General features: G+C 65.6%; 22 protein-coding genes, 1 tRNA gene and 1 pseudogene. 12 read left to right on the plus strand and 12 right to left on the minus strand.

Annotated features, from left to right (window positions below; all coding sequences use genetic code 11):
• The first annotated feature begins 26 nt into the window (after positions 1–26).
• On the plus strand, positions 27–1,196 hold the full coding sequence (locus BGO62_RS15625; protein WP_296644254.1) for an HlyD family efflux transporter periplasmic adaptor subunit: 1,170 nt from the start codon (positions 27–29) through the stop codon (positions 1,194–1,196).
• On the opposite strand, the gene BGO62_RS15630 is transcribed toward BGO62_RS15625, so the two are convergent.
• The gene (locus BGO62_RS15630) at positions 1,165–1,824 is read right to left on the minus strand and encodes a phosphoribosyltransferase family protein (protein WP_296644281.1); all 660 of its coding nucleotides are present in this window, start codon (positions 1,822–1,824) and stop codon (positions 1,165–1,167) included. The genes BGO62_RS15625 and BGO62_RS15630 overlap by 32 nt on opposite strands.
• A gap of 149 nt (positions 1,825–1,973) precedes the next feature.
• Here BGO62_RS15630 and BGO62_RS15635 point away from each other — a divergent pair, with 149 nt between their 5' ends.
• From BGO62_RS15635 to BGO62_RS15650, 4 genes are all read left to right on the plus strand, one after another.
• On the plus strand, positions 1,974–2,333 hold the full coding sequence (locus tag BGO62_RS15635; protein ID WP_296644255.1) for an XRE family transcriptional regulator: 360 nt from the start codon (positions 1,974–1,976) through the stop codon (positions 2,331–2,333).
• Between the two features lie 54 nt (positions 2,334–2,387).
• Complete coding sequence (locus BGO62_RS15640) at positions 2,388–3,080, plus strand: RES family NAD+ phosphorylase (RefSeq protein WP_296644256.1); 693 nt, start codon at positions 2,388–2,390, stop codon at positions 3,078–3,080.
• Between the two features lie 133 nt (positions 3,081–3,213).
• The gene (locus BGO62_RS15645) at positions 3,214–3,606 is read left to right on the plus strand and encodes an HIT family protein (protein WP_296644257.1); all 393 of its coding nucleotides are present in this window, start codon (positions 3,214–3,216) and stop codon (positions 3,604–3,606) included.
• A gap of 111 nt (positions 3,607–3,717) precedes the next feature.
• The gene (locus BGO62_RS15650; protein WP_296644258.1) at positions 3,718–6,723 is read left to right on the plus strand and encodes an EAL domain-containing protein; all 3,006 of its coding nucleotides are present in this window, start codon (positions 3,718–3,720) and stop codon (positions 6,721–6,723) included.
• A 79-nt stretch (positions 6,724–6,802) separates the two neighbouring features.
• Here the strand turns inward: BGO62_RS15650 and BGO62_RS15655 are convergent, their stop codons facing one another.
• The 6 genes from BGO62_RS15655 to BGO62_RS15680 all read right to left on the minus strand — a co-directional run bounded on the left by BGO62_RS15655 (position 6,803) and on the right by BGO62_RS15680 (position 11,811).
• A complete protein-coding gene (locus BGO62_RS15655) occupies positions 6,803–7,342 on the minus strand; it encodes a hypothetical protein (RefSeq protein WP_296644259.1) in 540 nt (179 codons plus the stop codon).
• A gap of 123 nt (positions 7,343–7,465) precedes the next feature.
• Positions 7,466–7,732 carry a FaeA/PapI family transcriptional regulator gene (locus BGO62_RS15660; RefSeq protein WP_296644260.1) on the minus strand — a complete coding sequence of 89 codons (267 nt, stop codon included), beginning with the start codon at positions 7,730–7,732 and terminating at the stop codon, positions 7,466–7,468.
• 121 nt (positions 7,733–7,853) lie between these two features.
• Positions 7,854–7,929, minus strand: a tRNA-Asn gene (locus tag BGO62_RS15665).
• A gap of 45 nt (positions 7,930–7,974) precedes the next feature.
• A complete protein-coding gene (locus BGO62_RS15670; RefSeq protein ID WP_296644261.1) occupies positions 7,975–9,210 on the minus strand; it encodes a DNA polymerase in 1,236 nt (411 codons plus the stop codon).
• 97 nt (positions 9,211–9,307) lie between these two features.
• The gene (locus BGO62_RS15675) at positions 9,308–10,591 is read right to left on the minus strand and encodes a YhjD/YihY/BrkB family envelope integrity protein (RefSeq protein WP_296644262.1); all 1,284 of its coding nucleotides are present in this window, start codon (positions 10,589–10,591) and stop codon (positions 9,308–9,310) included.
• A 26-nt stretch (positions 10,592–10,617) separates the two neighbouring features.
• Positions 10,618–11,811: a pyridoxal phosphate-dependent aminotransferase gene (locus BGO62_RS15680; protein ID WP_296644263.1), complete on the minus strand. Its 1,194-nt coding sequence runs from the start codon at positions 11,809–11,811 to the stop codon at positions 10,618–10,620.
• Positions 11,812–11,877: 66 nt separating this feature from the next.
• On the opposite strand from BGO62_RS15680, the gene uvrB reads away from it, so the two are divergent.
• On the plus strand, positions 11,878–13,908 hold the full coding sequence (gene uvrB / locus BGO62_RS15685) for an excinuclease ABC subunit UvrB (protein WP_296644264.1): 2,031 nt from the start codon (positions 11,878–11,880) through the stop codon (positions 13,906–13,908).
• On the plus strand, positions 13,905–14,399 hold the full coding sequence (locus BGO62_RS15690; RefSeq protein WP_296644265.1) for a low molecular weight protein-tyrosine-phosphatase: 495 nt from the start codon (positions 13,905–13,907) through the stop codon (positions 14,397–14,399). The genes uvrB and BGO62_RS15690 overlap by 4 nt, the downstream gene beginning before the upstream one ends.
• A gap of 68 nt (positions 14,400–14,467) precedes the next feature.
• Here BGO62_RS15690 and BGO62_RS15695 read toward each other — a convergent pair whose 3' ends face one another.
• Positions 14,468–17,038: an Rne/Rng family ribonuclease gene (locus BGO62_RS15695; RefSeq protein ID WP_296644266.1), complete on the minus strand. Its 2,571-nt coding sequence runs from the start codon at positions 17,036–17,038 to the stop codon at positions 14,468–14,470.
• Positions 17,039–17,460: 422 nt separating this feature from the next.
• Here BGO62_RS15695 and BGO62_RS15700 point away from each other — a divergent pair, with 422 nt between their 5' ends.
• Genes BGO62_RS15700 through BGO62_RS15720 form a run of 5 tightly spaced genes read left to right on the plus strand, consistent with a single transcriptional unit; the run spans position 17,461 to position 20,562 of the window.
• Positions 17,461–18,426, plus strand: a complete 966-nt coding sequence (locus BGO62_RS15700; RefSeq protein ID WP_296644267.1) for an RluA family pseudouridine synthase — start codon at positions 17,461–17,463, stop codon at positions 18,424–18,426.
• Positions 18,410–19,066: an HAD-IA family hydrolase gene (locus BGO62_RS15705; protein ID WP_296644268.1), complete on the plus strand. Its 657-nt coding sequence runs from the start codon at positions 18,410–18,412 to the stop codon at positions 19,064–19,066. Before BGO62_RS15700 ends, BGO62_RS15705 begins: the two co-directional genes overlap by 17 nt.
• Positions 19,045–19,395: a Rieske 2Fe-2S domain-containing protein gene (locus BGO62_RS15710; RefSeq protein WP_296644270.1), complete on the plus strand. Its 351-nt coding sequence runs from the start codon at positions 19,045–19,047 to the stop codon at positions 19,393–19,395. Before BGO62_RS15705 ends, BGO62_RS15710 begins: the two co-directional genes overlap by 22 nt.
• Positions 19,396–19,405: 10 nt before the next feature.
• Entirely contained in the window at positions 19,406–20,356 is a 951-nt protein-coding gene (locus BGO62_RS15715) for a S49 family peptidase (protein WP_296644271.1), read from the plus strand.
• A complete protein-coding gene (locus BGO62_RS15720; RefSeq protein WP_296644273.1) occupies positions 20,353–20,562 on the plus strand; it encodes a transcriptional antiterminator, Rof in 210 nt (69 codons plus the stop codon). The genes BGO62_RS15715 and BGO62_RS15720 overlap by 4 nt, the downstream gene beginning before the upstream one ends.
• A 19-nt stretch (positions 20,563–20,581) precedes the next feature.
• Here BGO62_RS15720 and BGO62_RS15725 read toward each other — a convergent pair whose 3' ends face one another.
• From BGO62_RS15725 to BGO62_RS15740, 4 genes and pseudogenes are all read right to left on the minus strand, one after another.
• On the minus strand, positions 20,582–21,283 hold the full coding sequence (locus BGO62_RS15725; protein ID WP_296644275.1) for an SAM-dependent methyltransferase: 702 nt from the start codon (positions 21,281–21,283) through the stop codon (positions 20,582–20,584).
• A 6-nt stretch (positions 21,284–21,289) separates the two neighbouring features.
• A complete protein-coding gene (locus BGO62_RS15730) occupies positions 21,290–21,880 on the minus strand; it encodes a Maf family nucleotide pyrophosphatase (protein WP_296644277.1) in 591 nt (196 codons plus the stop codon).
• Positions 21,877–23,721, minus strand: a complete 1,845-nt coding sequence (gene oadA / locus BGO62_RS15735; RefSeq protein WP_296644279.1) for a sodium-extruding oxaloacetate decarboxylase subunit alpha — start codon at positions 23,719–23,721, stop codon at positions 21,877–21,879. The genes BGO62_RS15730 and oadA overlap by 4 nt, the downstream gene beginning before the upstream one ends.
• A 2-nt stretch (positions 23,722–23,723) precedes the next feature.
• A pseudogene (locus BGO62_RS15740) lies at positions 23,724–24,295 on the minus strand (acetyl-CoA carboxylase biotin carboxylase subunit); the annotation flags it as partial.

Consider the following 24,295-nt stretch of genomic DNA (forward strand, 5'->3'; position numbering starts at 1 on the left):
ACATGCGGCTGCGCGCAAAAATCGGAATGCTGGCAACCGCTGCCGTGGTGGTGGCGGGGCTGGCCTACGGTTTCATGCCGCGCGCCGTGCTGGTCGACCTCGCCGAAGTGAAGCGCGCGCCGCTCGCGGTGACGGTGGAGGAGGAGGGCAAGACGCGGGTGCGCGAGCGCTACACCGTGTCGGCGCCGGTGGCGGGTTTTGTGCGCCGCATCGGCCTCAAGGCCGGCGACGCCGTCGCCGCCGGGCAGGCGATCGCGGTGATCGAACCGGCGCGTGCGGCGGCGCTCGATCCGCGCGCCCGCGCCCAGGCGCAGGCGCAGGCGAGCGCCGCCCAGGCCGCGCTCGCCGCGGCGCAGGAAAACGTCCGCGCCGCCCGCGCTGCGGCGCAGCTGACGCAGCAGGAGCGCGCCCGCGCCGAATCGCTGCGGCAATCGAATTTCCTCTCCGCCCAGGCGCTCGACGCCGCGCGCACCGCGGAAACCCGCGCCCGCGCCGCCGAAGCCGCTGCGCAGCATGCGGTGCGAGTGGCGCACTTCGACCTGGCGACCGCGCGTGCGGCCGTCGCCGGCACCGCCCGTCTGCAGGCCGGCGGCACGGCCGAGCAGGTGCAGGTGCGGGCGCCGGTCGCCGCCCACGTATTGAAGCTGCTGCACGAAAGCGAGGGCGCGGTGGCAACCGGCCAACCGCTGCTCGAAATCGGCGACCCCGCCAGCCTGGAAGTCGAGGTCGAGGTGCTGTCCGCCCACGCGGTGAAGATCGCGCCCGGCTCGAAAGTCATCCTCGACCGCTGGGGCGGCGAGCGGCCGCTCGAAGGCCGCGTGCGGGTGGTCGAGCCGAGCGGCTTCACCAAGATTTCAGCGCTCGGCGTCGAGGAGCAGCGGGTGCGCGTCATCGTCGATTTCAGTTCGCCGCGCGAGGCGTGGGCGCGGCTCGGCGACGGCTACCGGGTGGAGGCGCGCTTCGTGCTGTGGGAAGGCCGGGACGTGCTGCAGCTGCCGACCAGCGCGCTGTTCCGGCAGGGCGAGGGCTGGGCGGCGTTCGTGCTGGACGGCCGCCGCGCGCGCCTGGTGCCGGTCGGGATCGGTCAGCGCGCCGGGCTCGCCACCCAGGTGGCGGCAGGACTCAAGGCCGGCGACCGGGTGGTGGCGCACCCCGACGAGACGATCAAGGACGGCGTGCGGGTGAAGCCGCGCTAGCTGTGGCCTGCTTCAAAATCGCTTCGACCTCCGCATCCTCGACCTGCGGGAAATCCGCATAGAACTGCCCCACTGCCTGGAACTGCATCGGCGTCGACAGGCACACCACCTCGTCGGCGTAGGAGCGGATCTTCTCCAGCGTGTCCGGCGGCGCCACCGGCACCGCGCAGATCAGCTTTGCCGGCTGCTGCGCGCGCAGCGCATGCAGCGCGGAAATCATCGTTGCCCCGGTGGCCAGTCCGTCGTCGATCACGATGACGGTGCGCCCGGCCGGGTCGATCGGCGGCCTGAGCGGGGTGTACTGCGCGCGCCGTTTTCTGATGGTGTCGAGCTGGGCCTGCTTTTCCCGGGCCAGGTAGGCCGGCGTGCCGCCGACGGATTCGGCGTAGTCGGCAATGTAGCTCCAGCCCGACTCGTCGATCGAGCCGATGGCGAATTCCGGATTGAACGGCGCGCGCAGCTTGCGCACCAGCACCACATCGAGTTCGCCGTCCAGCGCCTGGGCCAGCCGCAGTCCCATCGGCACCGCGCCGCGCGGGATGGCGAGGATCAGCGGATGCCGGCCCTGGTAGGCCTGCAGGGCGTCAGCGAGCCGGTCGGCAGCCTGGTGGCGATTGGCGAACATGATGAAATCCTCCATTTGCATTTTGATCTTAGGTAGGCAGGCGTCAATCGTGACGAAGTGTGGGTCAGGCAGGAAAAATAAATTGTGCAAAATAAACAAATACTGCATAAAATGCTCAATATAAACATGCGTCGTGACTTAAGGAGTATCCCGTGAGCCTCGCAGTCGTCCCCGACGTCGACCAAGCCGGTGTCCTGTCAGAAGCCTTAGTGAATGCGGGCAAGCAACTGGGCATGAGCCAGGCCGACCTCGGCGCCATCATCGGCAAGGACCGCACCGCCATCAGCCGCGGCCGCATCGATCCCGGCAGCAAGGCCGGCGAACTGGCGCTGCTGTTCATCCGCTGCTACCGCGCGCTCTACGTGCTGGCGGGCGGCAATCCCCAGCAGATGCGGCACTGGATGCAGACCGAAAACCTTCATACCGGCGGCATCCCGGCCGATCAGTTGAAAACCGTGCAGGGACTGACCGCCGTGCTGGAATATCTGGATGCCATGCGGGGCAAGCTGTAAGTGGTGGATTGGGTGGACTGTCTGGCAAGCGCCAGGACAGTCGAACTGTCGGGTGTGCTGTTGCGCCTGGTGGAAAGCCAGGAACAGATAGCGACCAGCCAGCTGGTTAGTTCACTCGAACGGCAGGCCGCGCTGGAAGACATGCTGGAAGCCACCAAGCCGCCTCTGCGCAAGGGAACCGCGCAGCTTCACTACCTGCTGGCGACCCCGTTCCGTTACCCCCCGCTGAAGCACGGCTCCCGTTTCGGTGCACGCAGCGAGCCCAGCCTGTTTTACGGTTCGCTGGACACCCGAACAGTGCTTGCCGAAGCAGCCTACTACCGCTTTGTCTTCTGGTTCGGCATGGCCACGCCGCCCGCGGGCAAACTCGACACCCAGCACACCCTGTTCGGGGCGGAATACCGGACGGCCGCCGGCCTGCGACTGCAAGCGTCGCCTTTTGCCCGGTATCGGGATGCGCTCAGCGGCCCATCGGATTACCGTGCAAGTCAGGCGCTCGGATCCGGCATGCGCGCGGCCGGCATCGAAGCGTTCGAATTCTTTTCTGCACGCGATCCGGAGGGTGGCATCAACCTGGCGCTGTTTACGCCCCGTGCCTTGGCAAAACCCGAACCGGTTTCCCAGGAGGTCTGGCTGTGCGAGCTTACCGGCGAACGCGTCCGGTTTCGCGCGGCCCGCGGCCGGGATATCCATGATTTCCCGCTCGGCGTGTTTCAGGTGACGGGCAAGCTGCCGTGGCCTGCCTAGCCAGCGGCTGAACCGGCCAGCCGCATCGGTTACACTCGGTTCAGAAGAGGCGCCCGGCCGCACTTCCGGCCGGGCAGGCAACGCGCCCGGCCCGTTGCCCATTTTCCGACCGCAAGACGAGCACACCCAAAGCATGTCCCCATCCAATCCCAAACCCTGTCCCTTTTGCACGCTTGACCCCCGCCGCATCCTTGTCGAGGACGAGCTTGTCGTCGCCTACCGGGACGGCTTCCCGGTTTCGCTCGGCCACACCGTCGTCATCCCGCGCCGCCATTTCGCCACCCTGTTCGAGGCCAGCGAAGCCGAGCAGGCCGCCTTGCTGAAGGCGATGGCGCAGGCGAAAGACCTGCTGGACAAGCACCACCAGCCGGACGGCTACAACATCGGCATCAACCATGGCCTGGCCGGCGGGCAGACCGTGCCGCATCTGCATATCCACCTGATCCCGCGCTACCGCGGCGACAAGGAAGACCCGCGCGGCGGGGTGCGCTGGGTGCTGCCGGACAAGGCGAAGTACTGGGCCTGAACAAGACCGGTTGTGCGGGCGCATGCTGCCGCGGGGCGGTTTGCAAGACCTTAAAGTCATCGGTGTTTTTGTCGCAATAGGGGAATCAATCTAGCGACTGGGCACTGGACGATGGACGTAGCGCTAACGGACAACGGCGGTCGTGCCGCGGCGATCCGCACCGGCGGGGTGCCGGTGGTGCCGTGGGCGATCGTGCTGGCGGCGTTCTGGACGCTGGTAGCCGTGCTGTCCCTGGCGTGGAACATCGTGCAGGTGCGCGAACTGGTGCTCGAACAGGCCAGGGTCGAGCTGCGGGCGAATTTTTTCAAGGACTGGGCCTTCCGCAACTGGGCCTCCCGGCATGGCGGCGTGTATGTGCCCGTCACCCCGGAGAATCCGGTCGACCCCTATGGGACCAATTTTCCGGAGCGCGATGTGCGCACGCCCTCCGGGCGCGTGCTGACGCTCATCAATCCGGCGCTGATGGTGCGCCAGTTCAACGAACTCGCAGCCGAGCACCATCGTGTGCGCGGCCATCTGAGCGGTCTCAGGCCGATCAATCCGCAGAACCGGCCCGACCCCTGGGAAGCGAAAGCGCTGGCGCAGTTCCAGCAGGGGGTCGAGGAAGTCACGGGAATCGCCGCAATCGACGCAGCCCCCTATCTGCGCCTGATCCGGCCGATGAGGATGGGGGGAAAGTGCCTCGCCTGCCATATTCAGCAGGGATATCGGGAAGGCGATCTGGCCGGCGGCGTCAGTGTGTCGGTGCCGCTTGCTCCGCTCAATGCCGCCGCCGACCGGCGCGTCAACGCGCTGGTGGCCGGTCATGGCGGGCTCTGGCTGTTTGGCCTGGTCGGCATCGGCGCCGCTGCCCGCCAGCTGCGGCGCCGGATCGACGAGAACGGCGCTGTCCACGATGCGCTGGAAGAGCACGAGGAGCGCACGCGCGCAATCCTCGACGCCTCGCTCGACGGCATTGTCGCGATCAATGCCAGAAACGAGATCATCGACTGGAATTTCCAGGCCGAGCAGACCTTCGGCTGGCCGCGCACCCAGGTGCTGGGCCGCTCTCTTTCGGAAACCATCATCCCGGAGCGCTTCCGCGTCCAGCACGAAACGGGCCTGCAGCGCAGCCTGGAGAACGATGCGGCAATACTGATCGGCCGCCGCGTCGAACTGACCGGCCTGCACCGCGACGGCCACGAGTTTCCCATCGAAGTCTTCATCGCCCGCATCAGTGTCGCCGGGACGCCCTGCTTCAGCGCCTGTGTGCGCGACATCAGCGAGCGCAAGGCGGCGGAGGACAAGATCAACCGGGACTATCACACGCAGCGGGTTCTGGCGGAATTGCTGGAAACCTCGATGCGTCCGGCGCCCTTCGAGCAGCGCCTGCAGTTTGCGCTGGAGCTGATTCTCTCGACGCCCTGGCTGTCCCTGCACGGTACCGGCAGCATCTTCCTGGCCGACGCGGCATCCGGAAAGCTGCGCATGGCCGCTCGGCACAAATTGTCCGCGAACATCGTGCAGGCCTGCGATACCGTCGAGATGGGCCATTGCCTGTGCGGGCGGGCGGCGGCGACCCAGGAATTGCTGTTCGTCGATTGCGTCGATGACCGGCACGAGGTCCATTATCCCGGCATGTCGGAGCACGGGCACTATTGCGCGCCCATCCTGTTCGACGAGAAGCTGCTGGGCGTGCTGAATCTCTATGTGGACGCACACCATCGGCAGACGCCGGCGGAACTGCAGTTCATCACTGCCGCCGCGCATGCCGTCGGCGGCATGATCCAGCAGCACCAGGCCGAACAGCAGCTGCGCTACCACGCCTATCACGATGGCCTGACCCGGATGCCGAACCGGACCCTGTTCATGGACCGCCTGGAACAGCGCCTGCGCCACGGCGAGCGGCACCCGGCGCTGCGCTGCGCCGTGCTCTACCTGGATATCGACCGCTTCAAGACAGTCAACGACAGCCTCGGCCATACGCTGGGGGATCAACTGCTGCTCGAAGTGGGCGAGCGCATCCACGCCTGCATGCGGCCCGAGGACACGATCGCCCGCATGGGCGGCGACGAGTTCACGATTCTGCTCAAAGATGTGGCGGAACCCGCCGACGCGCTGCGCGTAGCCGACCGGTTGCATACTGTGTTGCAGCCGCCGATCATGCTCGAAGGCCGCGAGATATTTGTTTCCGTGAGCATCGGCATCGTTGTCGGCGCACAGGGCGACCACAACGCCGCCGACCTGCTGCGCGACGCCGACACCGCGATGTACCGCGCCAAATCCACGGGCACGGGGCACACGGTCTTGTTCGACGAACGCATGCATCTGCGCGCCGTGGCGCAACTGACGCTGGAATCGGAACTGCGGCGGGCAGTGGAACGCGGAGAACTGCGCGTCCATTACCAGCCCATCGTCGACGCAATCCGCGGCGAGGTGCTCGGCTTCGAGGCCCTGGCGCGCTGGGCCCACCCCGATCGTGGCCTGGTTTCGCCGGCCGAATTCATCCCGCTGGCGGAAGAAACCGGGCTCATCAACGACATCGGCCATTGGGTGCTGACGGAGGCTTGCCGCCAACTCCAGGCGTGGCGCCGGGATTTTCCCCAGCGGCCGGATCTGTATATGAGCGTCAATCTGTCCGCCAAGCAGTTCCTGCAGCCGAACCTGGTGGAGCGGATCGACGCGGCGATCGCCGCAACCGGGGTCGATCCGCATTGCCTTGCTCTGGAAATCACCGAAAGCGTGCTGGTGCACAATCGCGAAACCGCGCACAAAATCCTGCTCGATCTCAAGGCGCGCGGACTGCATCTTTATGTCGACGACTTCGGCACCGGCTATTCATCGCTGAGCTATCTGCAGAACTTCCCCTTCGATGCGCTGAAGATCGACCGCGCCTTCGTCAATCGCCTGACCCCGGGGATCGAGGACGTGGAGATGGTGTCGACGATCATCGCCATCGCCCGCAACTTCAACATGGGCGTGATCGCCGAAGGGGTGGAGAACGACGGGCAGCTCGAACGCGTGATCGCGCTGGGCTGCCGCAAGGTGCAGGGCTACCGTTTCTCGCCGCCACTCGCGGCGGAGGCTGCCGGTTCGCTGATCCTGGCGCGCTACACCGAGACGCCGGGGAAGCCCTGAACAAGTCCAGCTTCCAATTCTCGAAAAGCCGGCATATTAGGAATTATGTGGTTTAGGTTCTGCCAGGCTTCGTTATGGTTCACTGGGCTTGCGCGCGCATCCTGTCCAACTTCTCGACTACCGCCTGATAGAGGTCCTGGTCGGCAGCGGGGTTGCGGTCCGGATGGTGGGCGCTACGGATCTTTTTCAGCGCAGTCATATCGTCGGGCAGGTCATGCACCTTGGTCACCCGGTCGCCGTTCTTGGCCATCGCGTGCTGAAGCTCGGCTTCTGCGCCTTCGCGGGTGTCGTGCAGCTTTCTGCTGCCAAGACGCCAGCCATCCTGGGTCTTGCGCGGGAATTGGTTTTTCTTGCCGTCAAACCAGATCCATGTGCCGGTGTCGGGATTCAATTCAAAGTGAACGGTAATGATGTCGTAGGTGTAAACGGGCGGCGTGCGGTCCCTGGCGAACATCTTGAACGTGCCGACCGTATTCACGTCAGCAAGGTAATACGCGCTAGCCTCATGGGGGTGGAATGCGCTGCCGGGCTTGGGCGCTGGCTTGCTGTCGTTGCTTGACGAATCCATTTCGGCCTTGCGGCTGGCGAGCAATGCTGCCCGGCGTTGTGCGTTGGTCACTGGTATTGCTCCATGATATTGGTTGAAACCCACTGGGATCACCCCTCGCTGAAGGGATCTCCCGCTGGACTCCTGGACCGCCAGGACATCACTCTGAGCTGTTCTTCAATGGCTGTCCCGTTTCTAGTCTGACGCGACGCTTTTGGTAGGCCCGGCCTTTCGGCCTGGCGCGGCGGGCGGCACATAGCCCGAAATCCTGCACTGAAAACCATCAACACGCTTGTCGCCATTGAAGTGGGTGACGCTGCACTGGGAGATTTCGCCGCGTGCCGTCAAATCAGCCAGTGACTTGCGTACTTGAACCAGTGCAATCCCGGTTGCCGACGCGATCTCCAGATCGAGCAACTGCCCATGCTTTTTCAGGTGGCTTAGGATTTGGTCTGTCTGCATCTCGATTCCTTTGACGTGTTGATCAGCGCGCCTGGAGCGGTTTATTAGACAACTGTCTACAATTCCGTCTACAAAACCCGGAAATGAACAAGGCCCGCATCGCTGCGGGCCTTGCTGTGTCTGGCTCCCCGACCTGGGCTCGAACCAGGGACCTGCGGATTAACAGTCCGTCGCTCTACCGACTGAGCTATCGGGGAATGGGAAGCGCGCATTCTAGTGATGACGCGCGATTCGGTCAACCCTTAGCCGTCTTTTTCCACCTGCAATTCGGGCACATGGCTGAAGGCGATGCGCATTGGCGCGGCGCCGCGGCCATGGTGGGCGCCGCCGAAGTACAGGGTGTTGGGGCCGTAGCGCTGGTTGATCCGGTCGAGCACGCCGTTGAGGGCCGCGTGGTGGTCGTCGGGGTCGAACAGGTCGCGCGTGGCCTGGCTGTGCTCGACGAGGTCGGTGAGGGTGACGCCGACCTTGAGGAGGGGGCCGGGGTCGGGCGGGCGGCGCTGCCACAGTTCGGCCAGCACGGGGTTGAAGCGGAGGGTGTCGGCGTGCGGCGCGAAGCGCGCCTGGTCGCCCCAGCGGGGGTGGCCGGCGGCGGTCTTCATGTAGTGCAGGTGCAGGCCGAGGCCGCCGGCGCAGTAGCCGTAGTGGCGCAGCCGCATCGCGGCCTTGTGCAGCAGGCGGTAGAGCACGGCAATGGCGGAATCGGGATCGCGCAGCTCGGGCGCCAGCACGTGCGAATGGCCGACGCTGGAGCGCTGGGTGGGGGCAGGGGCGAGGTTTTCGCCGCGCAGTTTGGCGTAGTAGCGCTCGCCCTCGATGCCGCCCCAGGCATGGCGCAGGGTGTCGCGGCTGGCGGCGCAGAGTTGCTCGACGGTGTGGATGCCGAGCCGGTTGAAGCGCTGTTCCATGGCGCGGCCGATGCCGGTCAGGGCGCCGAGCTTGAGGCCGTACAGGCGCTGTGGCAACTCGTGCTGACGGATCACCACCAGCCCGTCCGGTTTCTGCATGTTGGATGCGGTCTTGGCGAGGAAGCGGTTGGGCGCGATGCCGACCGAGCTGTGCAGCACCTCGCCGACCTGATCGTAGATCGCCTGCTTGATTTGTTTTCCGAGCCGGATGGCCTTGGCTTCCTCGCGGTCGCTGCCCAGCAGGTCGCAGGCCATTTCGTCGATCGACAGCACGGCGCCGACCGGGGTGCACGATTCCACGGTGGCGACGATGCGGTGGTGGATTTCCACGTAGGTCGACGGCCGTGCCTGCACGAAAACGATGTCGCGGCACAGCTTGCGGGCTTGCCACACTGGGGTGCCGGTGCGGATGCCGAAACGCTTGGCGTCGATGCTGGCGGCGATGCAGCAGGTGGTGTCGGCCATCACCGGCAGCACGCCGAGCGGGCGGTCGCGCAGTTCGGGCCGCAGTTGCTGCTCGACCGAGGCGAAGAAGGAATTGAGGTCGACGTAAAGCGAATGCAGGGCCATGGGGTGCTCCGGGGGAACACGCCGTCGTCGCCCGGTTTTTCCGGGGCGACGACGGATGTTGAACATAGTGTATATCCATACACCATGTTCAATCAATTCAGCCCGGGTTCGCCAGGTTCATCCTTTCCAGCCGCTGGCACAGGATGTCGATGATGCGGCGCGACAGCGGGGCGGAATGGCGCATCAGTTCTTCCAGCGTCTGCGGCGGCAGCGCCAGCACGGTGATCTCGCCGTCGGCGACGACCGAGGCGGTGCGCTTCTCGTTCAGCAGATAGGCCATTTCGCCGAACAGCTGGCCTTCGCCGAGTTCGCCCAGGCGGCGCCGCCCGCCGTCGGTGTTCTTGTATACCGCGGCGCGGCCGGCGTAGAGGAAATAGGCGGTTTTCGAGTCGTCGCCTTCCTCGATCAGCGCGTGGCCGGCGGGGTGCACCTGGCCGTATTTTTCCAGCAGGCGGTGGCTGTCGCTGAAGACGTAGCCTTCGAGCTTGCCGGCGCCCTCGCCGCTACCGCCGAGGAACAGTTTTTCCAGCGCGGTAATGTCGGCCTTGCCGTAGGCGTACAGCGCCTGTGCCCACAGGTACAGCAGCAGGAAGGCGAAATAGCCGCCGATCAGCACGAACACCACGCCGCCGAGCGTGCCGTACAGGCTGCGGTAGTTCTCCAGCTTGAAGAAGGCGCCGAACAGCAGCAACAGCAGGCCCAGGCTCACGGTGGCAGCGAGCGCGAACACCGCCGCGTCGCGCGCGCGCGGATGCCGCCGCGGCAGCCGCCAGTAGGCGGCGAACAGCAGCGCCCACACCATGGCGAAGGCGAACAGCGAGTTGAGCGTCCGCAGTGCCTGCGCGTTGCCCGCGCCGATGATGTCATTCTGCGCCAGGAACGACAGCGTGACCTGGGCCAGCGCGGCCACCCCCATCAGCAGGAACAGCACCGGCAGGATGATCAGCGGCAGCACCCACGACACCACCAGATTGCGTTTGCTCCGGTCGGGAAAAATGATGCGGAAAGCTCCCTGCATCGTGTTGACCAGCCCGCGCGACGACAGCACCAGGGTGACGAGGCCGACGCCGCCGGCCGCGAGCTGGGTTTGCCGCGGGATGAAGCCGAGCGCGGTGAGGCTGTCCAGTTGCATCTGATCGTAGAGCGCGGCCATCAGGATGGTGGCCGGTATCGAATTCTCGGCAACATGGCCCAGCAGTTGCAGGGCGTAGCTCAGCAGCAGCAGCAGCGGAGTGGCCGACAGCAGGAAGTAGAACGCCGTCGCCGCGGCGTGGTTCTGCAGCCCGTTCTGGCCGAACAGGCGCCAGGTGGTGTAGGCAAGCTGGAGCAGCCAGCTCAGCGTGCCGCGGGCAGGGGGCAGGGCGGCGAGTTTCTGGAACATGGCCTGCCCGCGCCCGGGTGCCGCGCTCAGGCCATCGCCTGGGCGATGCGCTTGAGCGCCTTTTCGAGGTTGGCCTGCGAGGTGGCGAAGGACAGGCGGATGTAGCCTTCGGCGCCGAAGGCCGAGCCGGGGACGACGGCGACGTCGGCCGACTCCAGCAGGTATTCGGAAAACGCGATGTCGGTGCCCTGCTCGATGACGTCGCGCGCCAGCAGGTTCTGGATTGCGGGACGGACGTCGGGGAAGGCGTAGAAGGCGCCGCCGCTGTCGACGCAATGGAAGCCGGGGATGGCGTTGAGCGCGTCGACGACGTAGCGGTGGCGCGCCTTGAAGGCGTCGAGCATCGGGGTGATGCAGCCCTGGTCGCCGTTCAAGGCGGCCTCGGCGGCGACCTGCGAGATCGAGGTGGGGTTGGAGGTCGACTGCGACTGCACGTTGGTCATCGCGCGCAGGATGGCTTCCGGGCCGGCAGCGTAGCCGATGCGCCAGCCGGTCATCGAATAGGCCTTGGACACGCCGTTCAGCACCAGGGTGCGGTCGTACAGGTCGGGGCAGACATTGAGGATGTTGACGAAGGGCGCACCGTCGAGGCGGATGTGCTCGTACATGTCGTCGCTGGCGATCAGCACCTGCGGATGCTTGCGCAGCACCGCGCCGAGCGCGGCCAGTTCGTCGCCGCTGTAGACCGCGCCGGTGGGGTTGGACGGGCTGTTGATGACGACCAGCCGGGTTTTCGGCGTGATCGCCGCTTCCAGCTGCGCCGGGGTGATCTTGAAGCCCTGCTCGATGCCGGCCTCGACGATCACCGGCTTGCCGTCGGCGAGGATGACGATGTCGGGGTAGGAGACCCAGAACGGCGCGGGGACGATGACCTCGTCGCCGGGGTTGATCACCGCCTGCACCAGGTTGAAGAAGCTCTGCTTGCCGCCGCACGACACCAGGATCTGCCTGGGTGTGTAGTCCAGCCCGTTGTCGCGCTTGAACTTGGCGACGATCGCCGCCTTCAGGCCGGGGGTACCGTCGACTGCGGTGTACTTGGTGAAGCCGCCGTTGATCGCTGCGATCGCCGCGTCCTTGATGTGCTGCGGGGTGTCGAAGTCGGGCTCGCCGGCGCCGAGGCCGACAATGTCGCGGCCGGATGCCTTGAGCGCGGCGGCGCGGGCGGTGACGGCCAGGGTGGGCGAGGGTTTGATGGCCTGTACGCGGCGGGAGAGTTCCACTATGGTTCCTTCATGCACCCCGGCGGGATGCTACTATCGACAAGTTTTAGCCGCGCGATTTTACCTGTGTTCGTCACCTTCCCCAATAGTCCCTTCCGTCTGTTCCAGCCGTTTCCGCCGGCCGGCGACCAGCCGAATGCGATCGCCCGGCTGGTCGAGGGGATCGAGGACGGCCTGTCGTTCCAGACCCTGCTCGGCGTTACCGGCTCCGGCAAGACGTTCACCATGGCCAACGTCATCGCGCAAACCGGCCGGCCGGCGCTGATCATGGCGCCGAACAAGACGCTGGCGGCGCAGCTTTACGCCGAGATGCGCGAGTTCTTCCCGGAAAACGCGGTCGAATATTTCGTCTCCTACTACGACTACTACCAGCCCGAGGCCTACGTGCCGGCGCGCGACCTGTTCATCGAGAAGGACTCCAGCATCAACGAGCACATCGAGCAGATGCGCTTGAGTGCGACCAAGTCGCTGCTGGAGCGGCGCGACACCGTGATCGTCTGCACCGTGTCGGCGATCTACGGTATCGGCGACCCGTCCGACTACCACAGCATGATCCTGCTCCTGCGCGAGAACGAGAAGATGAGCCAGCGCGAGGTCATCGCGCGGCTGACGCAGATGCAGTACGACCGCAACGACATCGAATTCAAGCGCGGCGTGTTCCGCGTGCGCGGCGACGTCATCGACATCTTCCCGGCGGAACACGCCGAGACCGCGATCCGCGTCGAGCTGTTCGACGACGTGGTGGAAACCCTGCACCTGTTCGACCCGCTCACCGGGCAGGTCCTGCAGAAGGTGGCGCGCTTCACCGTGTTCCCGTCGAGCCATTACGTGACGCCGCGCGAGACCACGCTGCGCGCCATCGAGCAGATCAAGGTCGAACTGCGCGAGCGGCTGGAGTGGTACTACGCCAACGGCAAGCTGGTGGAGGCGCAACGGCTGGAGCAGCGTACCCGCTTCGACCTCGAAATGATGGTCGAGCTGGGCTTCTGCAAGGGCATCGAGAACTACTCGCGCCATCTGTCTGGGCGCAAAGCGGGCGAGCCGCCGCCGACGCTGATCGACTACCTGGCGAAGGACGCGCTGATGTTCATCGACGAATCGCACGTCACCGTGACCCAGGTCGGCGGCATGTACAAGGGCGACCGCTCGCGCAAGGAAAACCTGGTCGACTATGGCTTCCGCCTGCCGTCGGCGCTCGACAACCGGCCTTTGAAGTTCGAGGAATTCGAGGCGCTGATGCCGCAGACCGTGTTCGTCTCGGCGACGCCGGCCAAGTACGAGGCAGAGCACGCGGGGCAGGTGGTCGAACAGGTGGTGCGCCCGACCGGACTGGTCGATCCGCTGGTCGAGGTGAGGCCGGTAGCGACCCAGGTCGACGACCTGATGAGCGAGGCGGGCAAGCGCATCGCCGTCGGCGAAAGAGTTCTTGTCACCACGCTGACCAAGCGCATGGCGGAAGACCTCACCGACTACCTCGCCGAGCACGGCGTGAAAGTGCGCTACCTGCACTCGGACATCGACACCGTCGAGCGCGTCGAGATCATCCGCGACCTGCGGCTGGGCGAGTTCGACGTGCTGGTCGGCATCAACCTGCTGCGCGAAGGGCTGGACATCCCGGAAGTGTCGCTGGTGGCGATTCTCGACGCCGACAAGGAAGGCTTCCTGCGCTCCGAGCGCTCGCTGATCCAGACCATCGGCCGCGCCGCGCGCCACCTCAACGGCACCGCGATCCTCTATGCCGACCGCATCACCGACTCGATGAAACGGGCGATGGACGAGACCGAGCGGCGCCGCAACAAGCAGCTCGCCTTCAACAGCGCGCACGGCATCGTCCCGCGCGGCGTGGTCAAACGCATCAAGGACATCATCGACGGCGTCTACGACGCCGACGCCACGCGTCAGGAACTCAAGGCCGCGCAGACGGTGGCCGAATACAAGGTACAGGATGAAAAGACGCTGACCAGGAAGGTCAAGAAGCTGGAAAAGGCCATGCTCGATGCGGCGAAGAACCTGGAATTCGAGAAGGCTGCGGAACTTCGCGACCAGTTGAAGGCACTCAAGCAGGTATTATTCGGAGTGGAAGAACACGATTCATGACTAAAGTACTTTTCGTATGCATGGGCAATATCTGCCGATCGCCGATGGCGGAAGGCATGTTCCGCAAGGCCATCCAGGACGCCGGACTGGACCGGGATGTGGAGACGGATTCCGCCGGGACCCACGCCTACCATATCGGCTCGGCGCCCGATCCGCGCGCGCGGCAGGCGGCGCGGCAGCGCGGGGCGGACATCAGCGGACTGCGCGGGCGCAAGGTGGCGGACGATGACTTCGAGCGCTTCGATTACATCCTGGTCATGGACGGCGACAATTACAACAGGCTGATCCAGCGTGCGCCGGCGCACCACCATGGCAAGATCCGGCGACTGCTGTCGTTCAGCCGCAAGTACCCCAATCTCGACGTGGTCGACCCGTATTACGGCGGCACACAGGGATTCGAGGAAAACCTCGACATGATCGAAGATGCGGTGCAGGGCTTGATCCGGGAAATCACCGGCGACACCCAGGTGAAAATGCGTTCAGGTAGCTGATCGCTTCTGCCGTTCGCAGCAAACAACAAGGGCCGCTTCAAGCGGCCCTTGTTGTTGTGGCGCAGGCTTTATTCCGCCTGGGTTTCCACCTGCACCAGCGGGCCCTCTGCCGCACTCGCCTGCGGACGTGCACGCCGGCGTGTGGGGTGGGGGGCTGCGGCCGGCGTGGATGCCGCGGCAACCTCGACGGCCGGCGCGCTGGTCTCGACCTGCATCAGGCCGACGCTGTCGCTGTCCGCCGGCTTGGCTGCGGGGCGGCGACGGCGGCGCGGACGGCCCGGCTCGCCGGTTTCACTCGTGCCTGCCGCTGCGGCCTGGGTTTCCACCTGCTGCAGGCTGGCAGTGCTGGCCGCCAGATCCGCCAGGATGGCGGCAGGGGAGGCGGTGACGCTATCGGCTGGCGCGGCATTCGGCAGGGCGGCCGTTTCCAGTTGCAAGGCCTGCTGCGCGGGGGCGGCAGGGGCCGCCGCCTTGGGCTTGCCCGCGATTTCGACGATTGCGTGGAAACCGGCGATTTCGATGATGGCCTGCGGTGTGCTTCCGCCATTGCCGGCCGCGGTTTCCGGACGGGTTTCACGCGGGCGGCGATTGCCGCGGCCGCGACGGCTGCGCGGTTCGCGTTTTTCCTCGCTGCCGGCCTCACGCGGGGCTTCCGCCGGCTCTGCCATGCGCGGTGCGGCTTCCGCCTCGGGGCGCGGTTTGGGCTGGCGCGGCGGGCGGGCGGGCTTTGCCGATTCGCCGTTGCGCGGTTCGGCACGGCCCTCGCTCTGGCGCGGCTCGGCCTGGCGCGATTCCGGCTGGCGGGCTTCGCCGTTGCGGGCTTCGCCACGCCCTTCGCCGCGGCTGCGGCGCTGGCCGGGCTTGCGTTCACGGCGCTCGCTCGGGCGTTCGTTGCGTGCAATGGCGGCAACCGGTTCGGCAACCGCCGGGGTGGCTGCGGCGGCAGGCGCTTCTTCGCCGAGTTTCTTGAACCAGCCGAAGATGCGCTCGAACAGACCGCCCTGGGCCGGCGCGACGGCCGGCACGGCCGGGCGCGCGGCCGGCACCGGCTGCGGCGGCGCGATCGACTTGACCGCGGCTTCCTGGCGCGCCGGCGCGGCGGACTGGGCGGTCTGGTAGACGGCTTCGGCCTCCGGTAGGGTTGCCATCTTGTAGCTCGGCTCGCTGGCGTCGCGCTGGTTCAGCTCGTCGTGGCGCAGCCGGGTGATGGTGTAGTGCGGGGTTTCCATGTGGATGTTGGGGATCAACACCACATTGACCTTGAGGCGCGATTCGATGGTGTGGATGTCGACGCGTTTCTCGTTCAGCAGGAAGGTCGCCACGTCGACCGGCAGCTGTATATGCACCGCGCCGGTGTTTTCCTTCATCGCATCCTCCTGCAGGATGCGCAGGATGTGCAGCGCCGACGATTCGGTGCCGCGGATGTGGCCGGTGCCGTGGCAGCGCGGGCAGGGGTTGTAGCTGGTCTCGCCGAGGGAGGGCTGCAGCCGCTGGCGCGACATTTCGAGGAGGCCGAAGCGCGAGATCTTGCCGGTCTGCACGCGGGCGCGGTCGTGATGCAGGGCATCGCGCAGGCGGTTTTCCACTTCGCGCTGATGCTTGGGGTTTTCCATGTCGATGAAATCGATCACGATCAGCCCGCCGAGGTCGCGCAGCCGCATCTGGCGGGCGATTTCGTCGGCCGCTTCGAGGTTGGTGTTGTAGGCGGTCTGCTCGACGTCGCTGCCCTTGGTGGCGCGCGCCGAGTTGACGTCGACCGACACCAGCGCTTCGGTATGGTCGATCACGATGGCGCCGCCCGACGGCAGGTTGACCTGGCGCGAGAATGCCGATTCGATCTGGTGCTCGATCTGGAAGCGCGAGAACAGCGGCACGTCGTCGCGGTAGAGCTTCACCTTGTTGACGTTGGCCGGCATCACGTGCGCCATGAACTGCTGCGCCTGCTCGAAGATGTCTTCGGTGTCGATCAGGATTTCGCCGATGTCCGCAGAGAAATAGTCGCGGATGGCGCGGATCACCAGGCTGCCCTCCTGATAGATCAGGAAGGCGCCGGACATCGAGGTCGACGCGCCGTCGATGGCTTTCCACAGGCTCAGCAGGTAGTTGAGGTCCCACTGGAATTCCTCGGCGGAACGGCCGATGCCGGCGGTGCGCGCGATCAGGCTCATGCCTTCGGGGATGTCGAGCTGCGCCAGGGTGTCGCGCAGCTCGTTGCGCTCCTCGCCCTCGATGCGGCGCGACACGCCGCCGCCGCGCGGGTTGGTCGGCATCAGCACGACGTAGCGACCGGCCAGCGAGACGTAGGTGGTGAGGGCGGCGCCCTTGTTGCCACGCTCGTCCTTTTCCACCTGGACCAGGAGTTCCTGGCCTTCCTTCAGGTTTTCCGGAACCTTGCCGTTGCCGGGCAGGCAGGAACGGGCGATTTCCTTGAACGGCAGGAAACCGTGGCGGTCGCAGCCGTAGTCGACGAACGCGGCTTCCAGGCTGGGCTCGACGCGGGTGACGACACCCTTGTAGATGTTGCCCTTGCGTTGCTCCTTGCTGGCGGACTCGATGTCAAGGTCGACGAGCTTCTGCCCGTCGACGATGGCAACCCGGAGTTCTTCCGCCTGGGTTGCATTGAAAAGCATGCGCTTCATTGTTTACTCCCGCGCGCGCGCATACGGGACAGGCCAGACTGCCGCCTAGAGCGGGCGGCTCATGCGATCACGTGTTGAATTAGGTGAAAAGGCATGGGGATTAAGGTGTCCTGTTCCTGGGGCGTGTCGCCGGCTAGGCCGGGATCGTCTTCCCGATTCCCGCTGGCGTGGGCCGAGCGTGAATGCTGATTTCGTATGCTTGTTGTCGCGTCATTGATAACATCGCTGCTTTGCCGATTGCGCGGGGCGGGTGGCTTCGACTGGCCGCGCCAAACTGAAGGTTGGCTGGGCGGCAGGAATCCAGACGGGCCGGGCTGGCGGCGGCCGGTGAGCGAAATTAACCGGCGTGATCTCTAAAATTCCCGGCATGCATGCCGGGCAAAAGGTCAGGCAAAATCCTGCCCGAACCGGCGGTAGTGTATATGAAAAAGAATGACTTAGAGAAAGATTCGGTCCGGCGATTGAGGATAGACGACAGCGCGGATAACCAGCGTCTGGACAACTTTCTGCTGGCGCGGCTGAAAGGCGTGCCGAAAAGCCGCATCTACAAGCTGGTGCGAGGCGGCGAGGTGCGGGTCAACGGCGGCCGGACCGAGGTCGGCTACCGGCTGAAGCTGGGCGACGAAGTGCGCATCCCGCCGGTGCGCCTGGCGGTGCCGGTGATCACCCCCGCCACCCATTTGCCGCAAGGCGGCATCCGCCTGCTGCCGCATATCCTGTACCGCGACGACGCGCTGATTGCGCTGAACAAGCCGTCCGGCATGGCGGTGCACGGTGGCAGCGGCATTTCGCGCGGGGTGATCGAGCAGATGCGGCTGGAACTGCCGGAATGCCGCTACATGGAGCTGGTGCACCGGCTCGACCGCGAAACCTCGGGGGTGCTGCTGATCGCGCTGAAGCGGCGCGCGCTCACCGGCCTGCACGCGGCGATGCGCGACGGCAGGATCGAAAAGCGCTACCTCACGCTGGTGGCGGGACGCTGGCCGAATCCGGTCCAGCATGTGAAGCTGCCGCTGCACAAGCGGGTCACCGACGACGGCGAAAAGCGCGTCACGGTGCGCGACGAGGGCCAGACCGCGCACACCATCTTCCGCCGCCTGCAGGTATTCCAGAATTTCACCCTGCTGGAAGCGGAACTGAAGACCGGGCGCACCCATCAGATACGCGTGCATACCTCGCATCTGGGATTTCCGATCGCGGGGGACGACAAATACGGCGACTTCGAACTCAACCGGCGGCTGGCCAGGCAGGGACTCAAGCGCATGTTCCTGCATGCCGCCAGGCTGGTGTTCGAGCATCCCGTTTCGGGCGAGCGCATGCTGATCGAAGCGCCGCTGCCCGTTGATTTGGCTGGATTTCAGGAAAACCTCAATGCCCAAGCAATTTGATTTACTGATTTTCGACTGGGACGGCACCCTGATGGATTCCGCCGGGGTGATCGTCGATTCGATCCAGCGTGCCTGCGAGGATATCGGCCTGCCGACGCCGGGCGAGCGCGCGTCGCGGCAGATCATCGGCCTCGGCCTGGTCCAGGCGCTGCAAACCCTGCTGCCGGACCTGCCGGCCGACGCCTACCCGCGGCTGGTCGAACGCTACCGCCATCATTATCTGGGCCGCGACACCCAGATTCCGCTGTTTGAGGGTGTCGATACAGGGATCTGCCAGTTGCATGCAAGCGGGTTCCAGTTGGCGGTGGCCACCGGAAAAAGCCGCCTCGGCCTGTCCCGCGCGCTCGAAACCAGCGGGCTGGAGGCCCGCTTCGCCGCCACCCGCTGCGCCGACCAGACGCATTCCAAGCCGCATCCGGCGATGGTGCTGGAACTGATGGCCGAACTGGATGCCGACCCCGCGCGCACCCTGGTGATCGGCGATACCAGCCACGACCTGCTGATGGCGTCGAATGCCGGCGTCGCCAGCCTCGGCGTGACCTACGGCGCGCATGAAGCGGACGATCTGTATCCGCATGCGCCGCTGGCCCTGATGAACAGTTTTGCCGAGGTGCATGCGTGGCTGAACGCGAACGCCTGATCTGCGCCGCCAGCGAACTGGTTGAACTGGGGCGAGGCGTACGGTTCGAACTGGAACGCCTTGGAAAATCGCAACCGGCTTTCGTGGTGCGTTTCGACGGCCAGTTGCGTGCCTTCCTCAACCAGTGCGGCCACGTACCGGTTGAACTCGACTGGCAGGAAGGCGAATTCTTCGATTGCACGCGGTTATACTTGATCTGCTCTACCCACGGCGCGCTTTACCACCCGGCAAGCGGGTCTTGCGTCGGTGGACGCTGCGCGGGACGCGGCCTGATCCCGGTCCCGGTCGTCGAGCGCGACGGCCAAGTGTATGTGATTGAAACAGCCTGATGGAAGAACGATGAGCGACCAAGACAAACCCGCCCCGGCCAACTGGGAACGAAGCGTGCTGGAAAAACTGGCGCTGTCGGCAATTCAGGAGCAGCGCCGCAGCCGCCACTGGAGCATTCTGTTCAAGACGCTCGGCTTCCTGTATCTCTTCATCGTATTGTTCCTGGCGGCCGGATGGTTCGGTTCCGACGGAGTGTCCATCAAGGAGCACACCGCGCTGGTCGATCTGCAGGGCGTGATCGCCTCCGATCAGGCCAGCGCCGATTCGGTGATCGGCAGCCTGCAGGGCGCGTTCGAGGACAAGAAAACCAAGGGCGTGATCCTGCGCATCAACAGCCCCGGCGGCAGCCCGGTGCAGGCGGGGCAGATCTACGACGAGATCAGGCGCCTGCGCGCACTGCATCCGAAAATCCCGCTCTACGCCGTGGTCGACGACATCTGCGCCTCGGGGGGGTATTACGTCGCCGTCGGCGCCGACAAGATCTTCGTCGACAAGGCCAGCATCGTCGGCTCCATCGGCGTGCTGATGGACGGTTTCGGCTTCACCCAGACCATGCAGAAGCTCGGCGTCGAGCGCCGCTTGCTCACCGCGGGCGAAAACAAGGGTTTTCTCGATCCGTTCTCGCCGGTGGACCCCAAGCAGGCGGCGTTCGCCAAGCAGATGCTCGAGGAAATCCACGGCCAGTTCATCGGCGTGGTGCGGGAAGGCCGCGGCAAGCGCCTGCAGGAAACCCCCGAGATGTTCAGCGGCCTGGTGTGGAGCGGCGAAAAAAGCATCCAGCTCGGCCTTGCCGACGCGCTGGGCAATGTCGAGTCGGTCGCGCGCGACGTGATCAAGGCTGAAGACATCGTCGATTACACCCAGCGCGAAGGTCTGGCTGCACGCCTCGCCAGCCGCCTGGGCGCATCCGTGGGCAAGGCGCTGATGCCGTTCGAGCAAGCCGGCGTCAGGCTGCGTTGAGCGACTACCGGCCGATCGCCTGTGCCGACCACGAGCGGCTGGAGTTTGCCGCGCTCACGCGGCAGTGGCTGGAACTGGGGGTGGACGGCGCGAGGCAGCGTCTGCTGCCGCTCGATGTGTACACCCGCGCTGGCGCGGAATGGCTCGATGCGCAAACCGAATCGGGCGCAATGCTGACCTTGAGGCTGGATGCCCTGACGTTTTAACGCCGTCTCGGACGGGGTGTCAGGTGGCGATGCCGAACACCACCAGCCGGTCTTTCACCCGGTCTGTTCTGTCTTTCCAGTCGCGTGCGCGCCCGGTCTGAATCAACTGGCTGGGCAGGCTCAAATCGGCGCCGACGCTGATCAGCGTATCCGGGTTCACGGCATTGACCAGCGCGTCCAGCAAGGCGGCGCTGCGGTAGGGCGTTTCGATGAACAACTGGGTGGCTTTTTCCGTGCGCGCGGTTTTTTCCAGCGCGCGGATGGCCTGACTGCGCTCCGGCTCCTTGGCGGGCAGGTAGCCGTGGAAGGCGAAGCGCTGGCCGCCCAGGCCCGAGGCCATCAGCGCCAGCAGGATCGACGATGGGCCGATCAGCGGAACCACCCGGATATTCGCGCGATGCGCGGCCATGACGAGGGCAGCGCCGGGATCGGCCACGGCGGGACAGCCCGCCTCGGACAGCAGGCCGACGTCGTGCCCGGCCTTCAGCGGCGCCAGCAGCGATTCGATGGCGGCCGCCGGCGTATGCTCGTTGAGCTCCTCGATCTGCAGCGCCTGGAGCGGCTGCGGATGGCCCATGGCTTTCAGGTGCGCGCGCGCAGTCTTGGCACGTTCGACGACGAAGCGGTCGAGCCGGCGCGCGACCGCGAGGGTGTCGGGCGGCAGGCAGGCTTCGGGGCTGACCGGCCCCAGCGGAACCGGGATCAGGTAGAGGGTGGCCACGTCAAGTCACACCGCGTGCCATGTCAGGACGTCGATGCCTTCGTCCATCAGCATTTCGGTCAGCGCCATCAGCGGCAGGCCGATCAGGGCGGTGGGGTCGGGGCTGTCCATGCGTTCCATCAGGGCGATGCCGAGCGCTTCGCTCTTGGCCGAGCCGGCGCAGTCGTAGGGCTGCTCCTTGTGCAGATAGGCGGTGATCTGCGCGTCGGTGAGCGCGCGGATATGCACCACAGTCGGCACGTCGCGCGTCTGGATGCGGCCGCTGCGGCTGTTTAGCAGCGTGAGCGCGGTATGGAACACCATGGCGCGGCCCTGCATTTTTTTCAGCTGGGCGAAGGCCTTGTCGAAATCGCCGGGCTTGCCAAGCTGCTCGCTGTCCAGCATCAATACCTGATCCGAACCGATGATGAGCGCGTCGGGATAAACCGCAGCGGCGGCCTGCGCTTTCTGCACCGACAGCCGCAGGGCGGTGGCCGCGGGGGTTTCGCCGGGCAGCGGCGTTTCGTCGATGTCGGGCGCCAGCACTTCGAACGGGATCTCCAGGCGCGACAGCAGCTCGCGCCGGTAGCGCGAGGTGGATGCGAGGACCAGCGTCATTCCGGCTGGATCTCGAGCAGCGCCATGTCGGGCGTCACCGCGTCGCCTTTTTTCGCGAAGACGCTGATGACGATGCCGGCGATCGGCGCCTGCACTTCGTTTTCCATCTTCATCGCCTCGATCACCAGCACGCCGTCGCCTGCCTTGACCGCCTGGCCGATGCTCACCAGCACGTCGACGATGGTGCCGGGCATGTCTGCGGTGACGTGGCCGGGGTGGCTGGGACGCGGTTTCTGCCCGGATGCGCCGGGCGCGGCCGCGGTTTTTCGCTGGGCGCTGTCGCTGCCGGCCACGGCGACTTCGTTCAGCGGCTCGACCAGCACCTCTTCCGAGATGCCGTCCACCGACACGAAGTAAGGCCGTTGCGAGGCGTCGCTGCGGCCGCTGCCCGACAACTTGATGTGGTAGGTCTCGCCGTGCAGCGTAATCTTGAATTCGTCGGCTGCATAACGCGGCGCGCTGTCCTGTTGCGCGGCGCCCGGCGGCGGCAGCGCTTCGGGCTTGAGGGTGCCCGCCGCGCGCTCCTGCAGCCAGGTCTTGCCGATTTCGGGGAACATGGCATAGGTCAGCACGTCCTCGTCCGACTTGGCCAGGCCCTCGATTTCGCCGCGCAGCTTGTCGAGCTCGTCGGCCAGCAGATCGGCGGGCCGGCAGGCGGTGACGTCGAGGTCGCCGATGGCGATTTTGCGCACTTCTTCGTTGATATGCCCGGGCGCCTTGCCATAGCGGCCCTGCAGGTAGAGCTTCACTTCATTGGTGATCGATTTGTAGCGTGCGCCGGTGAGCACGTTCAACGCCGCCTGGGTGCCGACGATCTGCGAGGTGGGGGTGACCAGCGGCGGGTAGCCGAGGTCTTCGCGCACGTGTGGAATTTCTTCGAGCACGGCGTCCATCCTGTCGATCGCGCCCTGCTCCTTCAATTGGTTGGCGAGATTGGAAATCATCCCGCCGGGTACCTGGTTGATCAGCACGCGGGTGTCGGTGCCGGTGAAGGCCGATTCGAACTGCCAGTATTTCTTGCGCACCTCCTTGAAATAGGCCGAGATCTCCTCGATCAGCGGCAGCGACAGGCCGGTGTCGTATTCGGTGCCCGCCAATGCGGCGACCAGGCTTTGCGTGGTGGGATGGCTGGCGCCTTCGGCAAACGCGCCGACGCAGGTGTCGATGATGCTGGCGCCGGCTTCCACCGCCTTCAGGTGCGTCATGTGCGCCAGGCCCGAGGTCGCATGGCTGTGCGTGTGGATCGGCAGCTGGGTCGCGGCGCGGATCGCCTGCACCAGCTCGAACGCGGAGTAGGGCGTGAGCAGGCCCGCCATGTCCTTGATCGCGATGGTGTCGCAGCCCATCTCGGCCAGCCCCTTGGCCAGCTCGACGAAGTGGGGGATGTCGTGCACCGGGCTGGTGGTGTAGCAGATCGCGCCTTCGGCGTGCCTGCCGGCCGCCTTGACCGCTTCGATCGACACCTGCAGGTTGCGCAGGTCGTTCATCGCGTCGAACACGCGGAACACGTCGACGCCGTTGTCGGCGGATTGCTGCACGAAGGCGCGCACCACGTCGTCGGAGTAATTGCGGTAGCCGAGCAGGTTCTGCCCGCGCAACAGCATCTGGATGCGCGTGTTGGGCAGGGCCTTCCTGAGCTTGCGCAGGCGTTCCCACGGGTCTTCGCGCAGAAAACGCACGCAGGCGTCGAAGGTGGCGCCGCCCCAGGCTTCCAGCGACCAGAAGCCCACTTGATCCAGCTTGCCGCAGATCGGCAGCATGTCGGCAGTCTGCATGCGGGTGGCGATGAGCGACTGGTGGCCGTCGCGCAGGACGAGATCGGTAACGAATACTTTGGTCATTTTTACAACCCTTGATGAGCGGCGATGGCGGCGGCGATGGCGGCGGCGATCACTTCCGGCGGTTTCTTTTCAGTGTACTGGGTGAGTTCCGGATGTTCGTCCACAAAGCCGGTATTGAAGCGCCCGCTGCGGAACTCGGGGTTTCTCAAAATTTCCTGGTAGTAGGGAATCGTCGTCTTCACGCCGTACACCAGCATGTCGGCGAGCGCGCGGCGGCCGCGCTCGACGGTCGCCTCCCAGTTCAGGTTCCACACCGTGAGCTTGGCGCACATCGAATCGAAATAGGGCGGAATCACGTAGTCGGTGTAGATCGCCGCGTCGACGCGCACGCCGGGGCCGCCCGGCGAATAGTAGCGCGTGATGCGGCCGAGGCTGGGCAGGAATTCGTTTTTCGGATCTTCGGCGTTGATGCGGAATTCGATGGCGTAGCCGCGGTGCGCGATGTCTTCCTGCCTGTATTGCAGCGGCTGGCCGTCGGCGATGCGGATCTGCTCCTGCACGATGTCGACGCCGGTAATGGTTTCGGTGATCGGGTGTTCGACCTGCAGCCGGGTGTTCATTTCCATGAAATAGA

The organism is Thiobacillus sp. 65-1402 (assembly GCF_001897685.1).
GTDB lineage: Bacteria > Pseudomonadota > Gammaproteobacteria > Burkholderiales > Thiobacillaceae > Thiobacillus.

What these genes read in the sequence shown, in the direction of transcription:
- BGO62_RS15650 (WP_296644258.1), top strand. Translation starts at nt 3,718, where the DNA reads ATGGACGTAGCGCTAACGGACAACGGCGGTCGTGCCGCGGCGATCCGC.
- BGO62_RS15730 (WP_296644277.1), bottom strand. Translation starts at nt 21,880, where the DNA reads ATGACGCTGGTCCTCGCATCCACCTCGCGCTACCGGCGCGAGCTGCTG.
- BGO62_RS15625 (WP_296644254.1), top strand. Translation starts at nt 27, where the DNA reads ATGCTGGCAACCGCTGCCGTGGTGGTGGCGGGGCTGGCCTACGGTTTC.
- BGO62_RS15670 (WP_296644261.1), bottom strand. Translation starts at nt 9,210, where the DNA reads ATGGCCCTGCATTCGCTTTACGTCGACCTCAATTCCTTCTTCGCCTCG.
- BGO62_RS15690 (WP_296644265.1), top strand. Translation starts at nt 13,905, where the DNA reads ATGACTAAAGTACTTTTCGTATGCATGGGCAATATCTGCCGATCGCCG.
- BGO62_RS15715 (WP_296644271.1), top strand. Translation starts at nt 19,406, where the DNA reads ATGAGCGACCAAGACAAACCCGCCCCGGCCAACTGGGAACGAAGCGTG.
- BGO62_RS15675 (WP_296644262.1), bottom strand. Translation starts at nt 10,591, where the DNA reads ATGTTCCAGAAACTCGCCGCCCTGCCCCCTGCCCGCGGCACGCTGAGC.
- oadA (WP_296644279.1), bottom strand. Translation starts at nt 23,721, where the DNA reads ATGACCAAAGTATTCGTTACCGATCTCGTCCTGCGCGACGGCCACCAG.
- BGO62_RS15705 (WP_296644268.1), top strand. Translation starts at nt 18,410, where the DNA reads ATGCCCAAGCAATTTGATTTACTGATTTTCGACTGGGACGGCACCCTG.
- BGO62_RS15695 (WP_296644266.1), bottom strand. Translation starts at nt 17,038, where the DNA reads ATGAAGCGCATGCTTTTCAATGCAACCCAGGCGGAAGAACTCCGGGTT.
- BGO62_RS15700 (WP_296644267.1), top strand. Translation starts at nt 17,461, where the DNA reads ATGAAAAAGAATGACTTAGAGAAAGATTCGGTCCGGCGATTGAGGATA.
- BGO62_RS15645 (WP_296644257.1), top strand. Translation starts at nt 3,214, where the DNA reads ATGTCCCCATCCAATCCCAAACCCTGTCCCTTTTGCACGCTTGACCCC.
- BGO62_RS15660 (WP_296644260.1), bottom strand. Translation starts at nt 7,732, where the DNA reads ATGCAGACAGACCAAATCCTAAGCCACCTGAAAAAGCATGGGCAGTTG.